The sequence below is a fragment of the Corynebacterium zhongnanshanii genome, from assembly GCF_014490575.1.
GTDB lineage: Bacteria > Actinomycetota > Actinomycetes > Mycobacteriales > Mycobacteriaceae > Corynebacterium > Corynebacterium zhongnanshanii.
In genome coordinates, this window is sequence record NZ_CP061033.1 from 294,098 (window position 1) to 306,396 (window position 12,299).

Annotated in this window: 9 protein-coding genes; 8 read left to right on the forward strand and 1 reads right to left on the reverse strand. The window is 61.0% G+C overall.

Annotation, left to right across the window (positions count from 1 at the left end; translation table 11 throughout):
* Positions 1–134 precede the first annotated feature (134 nt).
* The 4 genes from purT to IAU67_RS01260 all read left to right on the forward strand — a co-directional run bounded on the left by purT (position 135) and on the right by IAU67_RS01260 (position 4,994).
* Positions 135–1,382, forward strand: a complete 1,248-nt coding sequence (gene purT, locus IAU67_RS01245) for a formate-dependent phosphoribosylglycinamide formyltransferase (protein WP_151842581.1) — start codon at positions 135–137, stop codon at positions 1,380–1,382.
* Between the two features lie 111 nt (positions 1,383–1,493).
* Positions 1,494–2,432 (forward strand): oxygen-dependent tRNA uridine(34) hydroxylase TrhO, encoded by a 939-nt coding sequence (gene trhO, locus IAU67_RS01250; RefSeq protein ID WP_151842580.1) that lies wholly within the window; start codon positions 1,494–1,496, stop codon positions 2,430–2,432.
* A 209-nt stretch (positions 2,433–2,641) separates the two neighbouring features.
* The gene (locus tag IAU67_RS01255) at positions 2,642–4,267 is read left to right on the forward strand and encodes an HNH endonuclease signature motif containing protein (protein WP_151842579.1); all 1,626 of its coding nucleotides are present in this window, start codon (positions 2,642–2,644) and stop codon (positions 4,265–4,267) included.
* A gap of 136 nt (positions 4,268–4,403) precedes the next feature.
* Positions 4,404–4,994 carry a GNAT family N-acetyltransferase gene (locus IAU67_RS01260; protein WP_370451987.1) on the forward strand — a complete coding sequence of 197 codons (591 nt, stop codon included), beginning with the start codon at positions 4,404–4,406 and terminating at the stop codon, positions 4,992–4,994.
* A 151-nt stretch (positions 4,995–5,145) separates the two neighbouring features.
* Here the strand turns inward: IAU67_RS01260 and IAU67_RS01265 are convergent, their stop codons facing one another.
* Positions 5,146–6,561, reverse strand: a complete 1,416-nt coding sequence (locus IAU67_RS01265) for an FAD-dependent oxidoreductase (protein WP_151842578.1) — start codon at positions 6,559–6,561, stop codon at positions 5,146–5,148.
* Between the two features lie 225 nt (positions 6,562–6,786).
* On the opposite strand from IAU67_RS01265, the gene IAU67_RS01270 reads away from it, so the two are divergent.
* The 4 genes from IAU67_RS01270 to IAU67_RS01285 are packed head-to-tail and all read left to right on the forward strand — an operon-like array spanning position 6,787 to position 12,160.
* On the forward strand, positions 6,787–8,487 hold the full coding sequence (locus IAU67_RS01270) for a nitrite/sulfite reductase (RefSeq protein WP_151842577.1): 1,701 nt from the start codon (positions 6,787–6,789) through the stop codon (positions 8,485–8,487).
* Between the two features lie 24 nt (positions 8,488–8,511).
* The gene (locus IAU67_RS01275; protein WP_151842576.1) at positions 8,512–8,727 is read left to right on the forward strand and encodes a hypothetical protein; all 216 of its coding nucleotides are present in this window, start codon (positions 8,512–8,514) and stop codon (positions 8,725–8,727) included.
* A gap of 26 nt (positions 8,728–8,753) precedes the next feature.
* Positions 8,754–10,334: an ABC transporter transmembrane domain-containing protein gene (locus IAU67_RS01280; protein ID WP_225733030.1), complete on the forward strand. Its 1,581-nt coding sequence runs from the start codon at positions 8,754–8,756 to the stop codon at positions 10,332–10,334.
* Positions 10,331–12,160 (forward strand): ABC transporter ATP-binding protein, encoded by a 1,830-nt coding sequence (locus IAU67_RS01285; RefSeq protein WP_151842574.1) that lies wholly within the window; start codon positions 10,331–10,333, stop codon positions 12,158–12,160. The genes IAU67_RS01280 and IAU67_RS01285 overlap by 4 nt, the downstream gene beginning before the upstream one ends.
* Positions 12,161–12,299 lie beyond the last annotated feature (139 nt).

The following is a 12,299-nucleotide window of genomic DNA, read 5'->3' on the forward strand; positions in this document are numbered from 1 at the left end:
CCACACTAAGCCCATGACAAGGGAAAATAAAGGAAGGTAAGCCACAGTTACCCAGCGGGCGCTGCGTACATATAGCTGCGCCGCCGAGCGTAGCCTTGTGCAAAACAGCTCTTAAGTTTCTAGGATGGACAGTTATGGATACACCGAGTGCGCTAGGCACCCCACGGACCAACAACGCCACCACCGTACTTCTCCTCGGCGGAGGCGACATGGCGCGCGAAGTCACCTACGCGCTGCAGAGACTGGCCGTGGAAGTGCACGCCGCAGGACGCGAGGAAAGCGAACCCGCGTTGCGCGTCGCCGATAGCGCTTACATCGTTGACCTTCACGACGATGACGCCGTGCTCGACCTCATCCGGCACGTCAACCCCGACCTCGTGGTGCCCACCCTAGAACTCAAGTGCGACACCGCGCTGTTTACCGTCGAAGAAGAAAAAATCGCCAAGGTGGTACCGAACGCCCAGGCCGTGAAACTCGGAGCCCGGCGCGACGGATACCGCACCATGGCCCACAAAGAACTGGGACTGCCCAACGGTACCTACGCGCTAGCCAGCTCCGAAGAGGACCTGCAGGCCGTCGCCGACCTTATCGGCTTTCCCTGCGTAGTGAAACCCATCCTCACCAACAACAACTCCGGCCACGGACAAACCACCTGCGACAGTCCCGACGACCTCGCCGCAGCCTGGGACTCCGCCATCAGCGTCATGAAGGGAAACGCCCACGAAGTGATGGTGGAGCAATACATACCCTTCGACTACGAAATCACCATCCTCGCAGCCCGCAGCGTGGACCCCGTCACCGGAAACCTCGCCACATGGTTCTGCGAACCCATCGCACACCGGCAAGAAAACGGCTGGCTCATCGAATCCTGGCAGCCCGTGAACATGCCCTCCGAAGCGCTGGACAACGCCCGCTCCGTCGCCGCACGCATCGCCAACAAAATCGGCGGTCGGGGACTGTTCGCCGTCGAACTCTTCGTGAAAGGCACCGACGTGTACTTCTCCGCCGTCACGCCGCGGCCGCACGACTCCGGCTTCGTGACCCTGCGCTCCCAACGCTTCTCCCAATTCGACCTCTATGCCAGGGCAATCCTCGGGCTGCCCCTGGACACCACGCTCATCTCCCCGGCGGCGTGCAGCATCCTGTACGGCGTGGAACCAGAAAGCGAGAACTACAGCCTCAGCTACGACGGAGTGCCAGGGGCGCTGTCCATCCCCGAAGCTGATCTTCAGATTTTTGGCTATGCGAAGACGAAAGTTGGGCGTCGGATGGGAATGGGATTGGCGACCGCTGACACGGCCGAAGAGGCGCGGGTACGGGCACGATCCATCGTGGAAGCAATCAGCATTACGCAGACGACCGACGGGGCGAGCGAGGAGTAACGACGGGTTCGGGCACGGGGCGAGTGAGGGGTAACGGCGGGCGTCGTGGATTGAAATACGGGTTGAGAACGGGTTTAGAATTTGGCCCCAGCCGGTACTAATGTGGAGGCCATGGGCCACACTGCAACTGATCTGAACGAATCCCGAATTCTGCTGTACTACTGCTTCACACCGATCGACGACCCGACCGCAGTGATGCTGTGGCAGCGCGCCCTGTGCGAACAGCTTGAACTGAAGGGGCGCATCATCGTCTCCAAGCACGGCATCAACGGCACCGTGGGCGGCACCCTGGCCAGCTGCAAGCAGTACGTGCGCCGCACCCGCGAGTTTCCCGGTTTCAAGGACATGGAGTTTAAGTGGTCCCAGGGCGGGGCGGAGGACTTCCCGCGTCTGTCCGTGAAGGCACGCGAGGAGATCGTGTCCTTTGGTGCGCCCGACGAGCTGAAGGTCGGCCCGGAGGGCGTGATCGGCGGCGGCGTGCACCTCAAGCCCGAAGAGGTGAACAAGCTTGTGGAAGAACGCGGCGATGACGTGGTGTTTTTCGATGGGCGTAACGCCATGGAAGCGGAGATCGGCCGCTTCAAAAACGCCATCGTCCCCGACGTTCAGACCACGCATGACTTCATCGCCGAGCTGGAAAGCGGCAAGTACGACCACCTGAAGGACAAGCCCATCGTGTCCTACTGTACTGGCGGAATCCGCTGCGAAGTGCTGAGCGCGCTCATGAAGAATCGCGGCTTTGATGAGGTGTATCAGATCGACGGCGGCATCGTGCGCTACGGCGAAAAGTACGGCGACAAGGGCCTGTGGGAAGGCTCCCTGTACGTCTTCGATCGGCGCATGCACATGGAGTTTTCCGAGGATGCCCGCGTGCTGGGGACCTGCCGCGAATGCGGGACCGGGACCAACGACTTCCACAATTGCGTGAACGAAGAATGCCGCAAGCAGACCTTGCTGTGCGAGGACTGCGCCGCGAACCCTGCGACGAGGCACTGCGGCAGTGAGGAATGCGCCGCCATTGGGGAACGTGCGGTGGCTGCGGCGCAGTGATCCTGTTCTGATTTTTCATATTCGACGCCCAGCGTCGTATTCGAACGCCCTATCTTATTTTCTATCGCTGACCTGCGGTGGAGGTGGATGGGGTGTTCTTTTTTGTGGTTGGGGGTTGTGGGATTGGAGTGTGTGTTCTATTATGGGGGAAAGGAAAGGATTGGGGATCCAACGCTGGTGCGTCGGCACCATGAAGGGGGTGAAGAGACATGACATCGGGTATAGGCGACGGGGGCACGCTGTTGATGCAGCGGATCCGGCTACCGCAGATCATTGGCGAGCTCGAAGCATTAGCCAACGAGCTTGCAGAGTGCCAGGCTGACGCGTGGGATCGCGAGGATGCAGCTCAACTGTATGCGGACTTGGAACGCTGCAGGAAGAAGATGGGGCTGGCCGATGTGGCATTTATCAATGGAAATGAGGCGAACCTGCCGGATACGAGGACGAAGCGCCGGAACGCGATGGTGAAGGACTTCGGGCTCAATAGCGCAGAAGCGATGCAGCGTGTCGTTGCGGCAGAACGCTTGGACAACAGGCCGATCAGCCCGGATAGTGACGAGCCGCGCCGCAAGTTCATGCCAGCGCTGCGTGAAGCAGTGCGAGACGGGGCGGCCCATTGCGGAGCTGTGGCGGATGTGGGCATTGCCATCGAAAAGTCGCCACGGGCAGTGCATGATCTGCTCACGAAGATTTCCGATGAGCCGATTGCGCAGGCCATCCGTTCCTCCGGGCCAGCGGTCACGAAGGGGATTGCCACCCGCCTGAAGCAGCTGCTGCACGCACACGGCATGGAGGCGGATTACAACGAGAAGGACACGCAGCGTAAGCGAGGGCTCACGCTGAGCGACGCCGGCGCAGACGGCCTGTCGACCCTCAAGGGGACTATCACCCCGCGGTGTGCCGCGGTACTGCGAAAGCTGTGGGCAGATTACGCGAAAGCGGGAGACCTGTGCGATGCGCAAGGCCCTGACGGGGCGGAATTGACCTCCGATCAGCGAGCCAAGCAGGATCGCAGGAACCCTAGCCAACGCAGGCACGATGCTTTAGAAGCCGCGCTGTTTGGCGGGTTCTCCCGTGAAGAGCAGGACGCGTTTTTGAAGGAATTGCAGCTCAGTGGATTGCTGTCCGACGGTGAACTGTCCGGAGGACAGGGGTCTGGTGATCAGCTGTCTGGTGGCGAGTTGCCTAGTGGTGAACAGAGCGGTGCGGGTAAGCCCGAAGAAGGCGAAGAGGCTCCGTCGCCGGAACTGAAGCCGCGGCGTATGAATCCCGCCCGAGGGGCCACCACGATCGTGGCAACCATGACCTTGGATCAGCTCCTCAGCCGGACCGGCATGGGGATGACGGACACTGGAACACTCATGCCCGTGAATCAGCTGATTGAGGCCGCCCTAGCGCAGGATGTGTACCTGCAGGTCCTGGATCTCAACGCCAGAACCTTGTGGCTGGGGCGGAGCAGCAGGCTAGGAAGCCTCGACCAGTACCTAGCCCTCTTCGGAGAGGAGGGTGGATCGACCGCGCCGGGGTCGGATACCCCAGCAGCCTGGTGCCACATTCACCACATACAAGGATGGGAATACGGAGGAACCACCGACATCGACAACCTCACCCTTGTCGATCCCCGGAATCATGCGCGCGTGGATGATGCACGGCGCAACCCCGGACGCTGGTGGACCTATGTGGGGGATGCGACTGGGCCAGACAAAGTGGTGTGGATTCCTCCACAGAGTGAAGATCCAGAACGAAGCCCAGTGACCAACGATAACCCCAGAGTGTGGGGAAACCACGGGCCACTGCTGCGGCGAGAAGCTCGTCGAGACGAGGCTGATGCGTGAAAGGGGGTGAAAGTGTGTGAAGATGTGTGAAGGTGTGTAGGAAAGGGGGGGGTAGGGAGGTAGGCCATATGCTGGGGAAATAGAAGATTTCTTATTTCTGCGCACAAACGACAGTAGGAGTACTAATGTGTGGTGCATGATCGCACCGACGAACGAACAAGCACAGGATGTACAGGGCATGCAGGACGCACAGGATGTACAGGACGCACCGAAGGTCCACTACACAGGTCGCGCGCTTTTGAGCATGCCGGCTCAACAAGTATTTGCGCTGTTGAAACTTCGCGTAGAAGTTTTTGTGAACGAGCAACGGGCACCATTCGCTGAGATTGATGACACCGATGCTTACCCCGGAACACACCACATCATGGCTTACGTGCACCCAGGCAGCGGGCATGATTGTCCCTTTGGGGTAGCGGATCCCGGTTCGCCGCTAAGGCTTGTGGGAACCGCGCGCGTCTTCGGGCCACCCGAAGAGCAGCACATTGGGCGCATGTGTGTGGCTGAGGATATGCGAGGCTATGGCATTGCACATGGGCTCCTCAAGGAGGCTCTGGAAGTGTGCACGGCTCGCGCTGCCGCTTTGGACCCGAACACGCACAATGCGGTGGTGAAGATAGAAGCGCAGATCCGCTTGCAGGGTTTCTACGAATCCTATGGATTCGAGCCCGTGGGTGAGGTCTTCGAGGAAGAAGGCATTAAGCATATCGAGATGCACAAGAAGCTCTAGAGCTCGAGGCTGAGAGTGCCTGCCGCTTACCGAGGCGCCAACCCGAGTAACAACTACTATCAACCCAGCACAACAACCATAAGCAAAACCCTAGCCCTGAGAATTTCTCTCACGGCTAGGGTTTCCTACCTAACGGGTCCTTATCGGCTGACTAGGAGTTGTTCGAGTGCTTGAGCATCTCGTCCCATTCGCGAACCTTTTTGCGCTCGCGACCTTCGGCCTCGCCCAAAGCACGCTCGTGCTTGTCCAGTGCGTACCAGCCTTCCCAGGTGGTGTACTCCAGACCCTTGGATTTGAGGAACTCGTTGACGTCTTCCTCGGCAGGGTGGGCTGGGTCGAATCCGATGCCAGCTTCGGAGTCCTCCAGGAGGTTGGCTACGGCTTCGTTGGCGTCGCCCTTGGTGTTACCGATAAGGCCGACGGGACCGCGGCGGATCCAGCCGGTGGCGTACACGCCAGGGAGACGCTCGCGGAGCTCGGCTTCTGGGTCGGCGGAGCCAGGAACGCCCGCGATGCCGTCTGCGGTGGGGCCTTCAGTCAGGACGCGTCCGCCCACGTTGGGGAGAACGTTTTCCTTCTCGTCCCAGGGGAGGTTGGCCTGCTGGTCGGACTTGTATCCCACGGCGCGGTACACGGCGCCGACGGGCCATTCGGTGAGCTTGCCGGTGCCGCGGACGGATCCGTTGCCGGTGAGTTCGGTGCGCTCGGTGACGAACGCGACGACCTTGCCGTTGTCGTCGGTCTTCACCTCGACGGGAGATTCGAAGAAGTGGAGGTACAGCTTGTGTGGTGCGCCCTTGGGGTCGGCGATGGCGTACTGCTCCAGGAGGGTGCAGACCATGTCCTGGATTTTGGAGCTGCGGCGTGCTTCTTCGGAGCCGGCGTCGTATTGAATATCTTCGGGGTCGACAACGACCTCGATGGTGTCCGAGTGGTTGAGCTCCTTGAGCTCCAGCGGGGTGAACTTGGCCTGCGCTGGTCCGCGACGGCCGAACACGTGCACTTCCTTGGCCTTGTTGTCTTTGAGGGAGTCGTAGACGTTGTCGGGGATTTCGGTGACGAGCAGTTCGTCGCCGGTCTTGGCGAGGACACGTGCGACGTCGAGGCCTACGTTACCCACTCCCACTACGGCGACGGAGTCTGCGTCGAGGGCCCAGGACTCTTCGAAGTGTGGGTTGGCGTCGTAGAACCCAACGAATTCGCCGGCGCCGATGGTGTGTTCGCCGCCAGGGATGTCGAGGTCGCGGTCGTCGGTGGCTCCGGTGGCGTAGATGACGGAGTCGTAATAGTTCTTCAGTTCGTCCAGGGTGACGTCTTCGCCGACATTGATGTTTCCGAAGAGGCGGATCTCTGGCTTGTCGAGAACTTTGTGGAGGGACTTGATGATGCCCTTGATGCGTGGGTGGTCTGGGGCCACGCCGTAGCGGATGAGTCCGAAGGGGGCTGGCATGCGTTCGAAGATGTCGATGCTGACGTCGGTGTTGGACTTGGTCAGTGCGTCAGAGGCGTAGATACCAGCTGGTCCGGATCCGATGACGGCTACGCGCAGTGGGCGATGTTCAGGCATGTGTTTCGACGTTCCTTGGGTTTTGAGGGGGTTCTAGAGGGTTCTAGAGCGGTTCTAGAAGGGTTCTATAGGGTTATTACCGCATGGTGTGAACTACAGCGACAACTCTAGACAGATTGGTCTATAAAAATCAACTGTGTTGTTGAATTTATGAACAGATCGGTCTACTGTACTTGTCATTACTATGCTTAGACAGCTTGGTCTATACGAAAAGGATGCATTGACATGACGGACTCTCCAGCGCCTGCACGTCCCGCGAAGAAGGCGCGCCCAGCCCGTAAGCCCCGTCCACAGGGTCAGTGGAAAGTCGACGGAACTGAGCCCCTCAACGACGACGAACGCATCAAACAGGAGGCCCCCGGCCTGTCTGTGATGCAGCGCATCCGTGACGTGTACTCCAAGGAAGGCTTTGATTCCATTCCGGCCGCTGACCTCGCCCCACGGTTCAAGTGGGTGGGCATGTACACCCAGCGCAAGCAGGGCCTGAATGGTGAAAAAACCTCTACGCTGACCAACGCTGAGCTGCAGGATAACTTCTTCATGATGCGTATCCGCCTGGATGGCGGCCAGGTGTCCACGGAGCAGCTGCGTACCATTGGTCGCATCTCGGAGAAGTACGCTCGCAACACCGCCGACTTCACGGACCGCCAGAACGTGCAGCTCCACTGGGTTCGTATCGAGGACGTCCCCACCATTTGGGATGAGTTGGAGAACGTCGGCCTGAACACCCGTTTCGGCTGTGGTGACGTGCCGCGCGTGATCCTTGGATCGCCCGTTGCAGGCATCGCCAAAGATGAAATCATCGACGCCACCCCGGCGATCAAGAAGATCAAGGAAGAGTCCCTCCTGAAGGAGGAGTTCCATAACCTTCCCCGTAAGTTCAAGACTGCCATCTCCGGTAATGGTCGCCAGGACGTGACCCATGAGATGCAGGATGTTGCGTTCATCGGTTCTGTCCACCCAGAGCACGGCCCGGGCTTCGACGTGTGGGTCGGTGGCGGCTTGTCCACCAACCCGATGCTGGCGAAGCGTTTGGGCGTGTGGTGCCCGCTGGAGGAGGTCCAGGAGGTCTGGGAAGGTGTTGTCAAGATCTTCCGTGATTATGGTTACCGCAAGGTGCGCAACCGTGCTCGTCTGAAGTTCCTGGTGGCTGACTGGGGTATTGAGAAGTTCCGCCAGGTGCTGGAGGAGGAATACCTGGGACGCACCTTGATCGATGGTGAGGCTCCGGAGGAGTGGCCTGGTTACCGTGATCATGTGGGTATTCATGAGCAGCAGGATGGGAAGGTCTACCTGGGTGTGAAGCCTACCGTGGGCCACACGGATGGCCAGCAGCTGCAGCGTTTGGCGGATACCGCGGAGCGTTATGGTGTCTCCCGCATCCGCACCACGGCGGATAAGGAATTGCTCTTCCTGGATCTGTCCCGTGAGGATGCCGAGAAGTTGGCCAAGGAACTGGAGGAGACCGAGGAGCACTTGAGTGCTCAGCCGTCCGCGTTCCGCCGGGACATTATTTCCTGCACGGGCTTGGAGTACTGCAAGCTGGCTCACGTGGTCACGAAGCAGCGCGCGATTGCGTTGGTGGATGAGCTGGAGGAGCGCCTGGGTGACTTGGATGTTCCGCTGAAGATTTCCTTGAATGGCTGCCCGAACTCGTGCGCCCGCACGCAGTTGTCCGACATTGGTTTCTCGGGCAAGATCCTCACGACTGATGAGGGTGAGCGCGTGGAGGGATTCCAGGTTCACTTGGGTGGATCTGTGGGTCTGCGCCCTGATTTCGGTAAGAAGGTTCGCGGCAACCAGGTCTTTTCTAAGGATCTGGGTGATTATGTGGTCCGTATTGTGGAGAATTTCAAGGCTGGTCGCGAAGAGGGCGAGCAGTTCCGCGATTGGGTTCTGCGTGCGGATGACGAGCTGCTTGTTTAACTGATCTAGCTGAGGGAGTGTGCCATGTCAGTTCCTGATGAGGACTTTTTGCCGTCTGTGAATGAGGCGATTGGCGGGCGCACGGGGCATCCGAATGCTCGCCGGGCGACGGTGAATAATTGCCCGTATTGCATGTCTGAGAATCTTTTTCCGGATATGGAGACGGATAATGCGTGGCAGTGTCGCGAGTGTTTGCGGGTCTTTTCGGTGAAGTTTCACGGTCACCTGAACCTCGGCTGAGTGCTGGGTGAATGATTGTGCCTCCTGTGTTCTCACGTCGGCGTAGCAGGCCTGCCCGGACGTTTATTGTTACCCCGCGCCCTGTGCCCGACGCCGCCGCGCCGCGGTGGTTGGCGCGTGTTGCTTTTTCTCAACGTCCGTGGAGCATCATCGCGTCGTTGTGCGTGTTGATGGGTTTTTTGGCGAATGCCACGGTGCCGATTCTTGTGGGTCGGGCGATTGATCAGGCGGTGGCGACGGGTAGTGCGGCGGCGTTGGCGACGTGGATTCCGGCGTTGCTGGGTGTGTTTGCGCTGAATGCGGTGGTGATGTTCTGTGGTCGTTTTTTCATGGAGCGTTCCGCGCTGAATTTGAATCATCAGTTGCGTATGGCGGTGACGGATCGCATTAATGATCCGCGTGGGATGAAGGGGGAGCGTTCGGCGGGGGCGTTGTTGTCGATTGCGAGTACGGATACTGCGCGTGTGTCTGAGATCGTGATGTTGACGGTGTTCCCGGTCGCGGAGATTGGCTCGTTGTTGTACACGAGTGTGATGATCGTGTGGATTTATCCGCCGTTGGGTGTGGCGGTGTTGCTGGCGGGGCCGGTTATTGTGGCGATTTCTTTGCGGGCGGCGCGTCCGTTGCGGTCGCGTTCGGGGGTGCGTCAGCGGGCGTTGGCGCGGGCGGCGGCGACGGCGACGGATGTGGTGCAGGGGTTGCGTGTGGTGAAGGGCCTGGGGGCGGTGATGACGGTGCGGCGTCGGTATGGGGTGGTCTCGGATGAGGCTTATGGCGCGACGGTGCGGGCGAATGCCGCTGAGGCGGGATTGAATGCCACGACGGAGTTCACGGGGGCGTTGTATGTGGCTGTGGTGGGGATGTTCGCGGGCTGGCTGGGTGTTCAGGGCGTGGTGACTATCGGTGAGTTGATTACGGTGGTGGGGCTGACGCAGTTCATCATCACGCCGATGACGATGCTGGGAAAGAACTTTTCGTCCAGGATTGCGGTGTCGGGGGCGTCGGCGGAGCGTGTGGTGGAGGTGCTGACGTCGGAGCCGGAGTTTGATGATCCGATGGAGGTGTCCGAGGCGCGCGCGGTGGTGGATAGTCTGCCGACGGGGCTGCTGGTGGTCCCGCCCACTGAGGCGCACGTGTGGCTGGAGCGCGTGGGTGCGTTGCCAAAGTCGATGGCGATTGTGGCTCCGCATGAGGCGGATCTGTTCGACGGGACGGTGGGGGATAACGTCCATCCGGATCCTGCGGTGGCGGAGGCGGCGTTGGATGCGGCGAGCTGTGGGGATATCCCCGGCGGGGCGTCGAAGCGTGTGGGTGAGGGCGGTTCGATGTTGTCGGGTGGTCAGCGTCAACGTGTGGCGTTGGCGCGCGCGGTGGCGGCTGATCCGGAGGTGTTGGTGTTGCAGGATCCTACGTCGGCGGTGGATTCGATGACGGAGGCCCGCATAGTGGAGGGGGTGCGTGCGGCACGTAGAGGGAAGACCACGGTGGTGGTGACTCAGGCGCGGTCGTGGATCACAGCGGGGGGCACTCAGCAGCCAAGCAGAACAGCGCAGCCGGATGACACAGCGCAGCCGAGACACACACGCGGTGAGGAGTCCGACCGATGAGCACAGCGTTCCCTCTCGCCACGTGGGGGCAGACGCGCCGGGAAGTGTCCCGCCACGCCGCCCGGATCCCTGGGGCGCGCTGGAAGACGGTGCTGGCGGTGGCGTTGTTGTGTCTGGGGGCGTGGTGCACGGTGATGATGCCGCAGCTGCTGGGGCAGGTGGTGGATGTGGTGCGGGGCGTCCATACTTCCAGCGCTGGTGATACAGCCTCCAGCGCCACAGCACACACAGCCTCCGAAGCCTCACGCGACCTCCTGATCGTGGCCCTCAAGATGCTGGGCGTGGCGTTGTGCGGCGGCGTGGCCCAAGGCGCCGGCTTTTATGTGCTGTCCGTGATGTGCGAGCGCGTGATCGCGGACTTGCGCACCACGATGGTGGGCACCGCCTTAGGGTTGCCGCTGCATCAGGTGGAGGACGCGGGCACGGGTGAGCTCGTGAGTCGGTCGACGGATGACGTGGCGCAGGTGTCGGCGTCGGTATCGGAAACGCTACCTATCTTAGCGACGAGCGTGTTCACGATCGGTGCGACGTCGGTGGCTCTGCTGACCCTAGATCCCCGCCTGCTGCTGGTGGCCGTGGTGACGGTGCCGATCTATGTGTGGGCGGCGCGCAATTATCTGCGGGTCGCGCCGGGGCGTTATGCGCGGGAGCGGGCGTGGATGGCCACGCGTGCGCGGTGGGTTCTGGAGGCGATTCATGGTCGGCGGACGGTGCGGGAGTTCCGCCTGGAGTCGGTGATGCATGGGCGCATTGAGCGGGCGTCGGAGGCGGTGGTGACGACGGGTGTGCGTGCGCGGATGAGCATGATGGTCTTGCAGATCTGGATGACGGTGTGCGAGTTCGTGCTGGTTGCCGGGGTGCTGGCCATTGGTTTCGTGTTGGTGCGGTGGGATGTGGTCACGGTGGGGGCGGTGACGGCGGCGGCGCTGATGATGATTCGTATTCGTGGGCCGATTATGCAGCTGATGCGGGTGTTGGACACGGTGCAGTCGGGCTATGCGTCCTTGGCTCGGATTGTGGGGGTCGTGATTGATCCGCCTGCACCGGTGCCGGGTGGTGCTGCGCCGGAGCGGCGTGGCCGCGTGGAACTGGATGGGGTGAGCTTTGCGTATGGCGGCCAGGAGGGAGCCGGTGTGCAGGACATTTCCTTCGTGATTGAGCCGGGGCAGATGGTTGCCGTGGTGGGTGCCTCGGGTGCGGGGAAGTCCACGGTGGCGTCCCTGCTGGTGGGCTTGCGCGTGCCGGATGCTGGCCGTGTGCTGCTGGATGGCGTTGCTGTGTCTTCTTTATCCGACGCCGAGCGCGCGTCCCGCGTGGCCATGGTCAGCCAGGAGGTGCACACGTTTTCGGGTTCGCTGCGCGAGGATCTGTCGATTGCACGGGAGCAGGCGAGTGATGAGGAGATGCTGCGCGCGTTGGATGAGGTGGGGGCTGCCCGCTGGGTGAGTGAGTTGGCTCAGGGTTTGGATACGCAGGTGGGTGCGATGGGGGTTCGTCTGGATCCGGTGCAGTCGCAGCAGGTGGCGTTGGCGCGTGTGTTGTTGATGGATCCGGCGGTTGTGGTGATGGATGAGGCTACGGCGGAGGCGGGGTCGGCTGCGGCGGGGGAGTTGGAGTTGGCTGCGGAGCGTGTGGTTGAGGGGCGTAGTGCGTTGGTGGTGGCGCATCGTTTGGATCAGGCGATGCGGGCTGACGTGGTGATGGTGATGGATGAGGGGCGGGTTGTGGAGTCGGGTAGCCATGAGGAGTTGTTGGCTGCCGGTGGGCGCTATAGCCGCTTGTGGGCGGCCTGGTCGGCTCATGTGCCGGACGATCAGACCAGGTAAAAATAGACCAGGCAGTCTATAGGTTTTGTGTGCCTCTACCTGGTCTTATTGGCTGTGTGAGGCTCGAAGTTGGGTGGTTTCTTGCCGAAGTGAACAGATTGGTCTACGCTTTGAGTCAGGTTTTCTAGACAGATCAGTC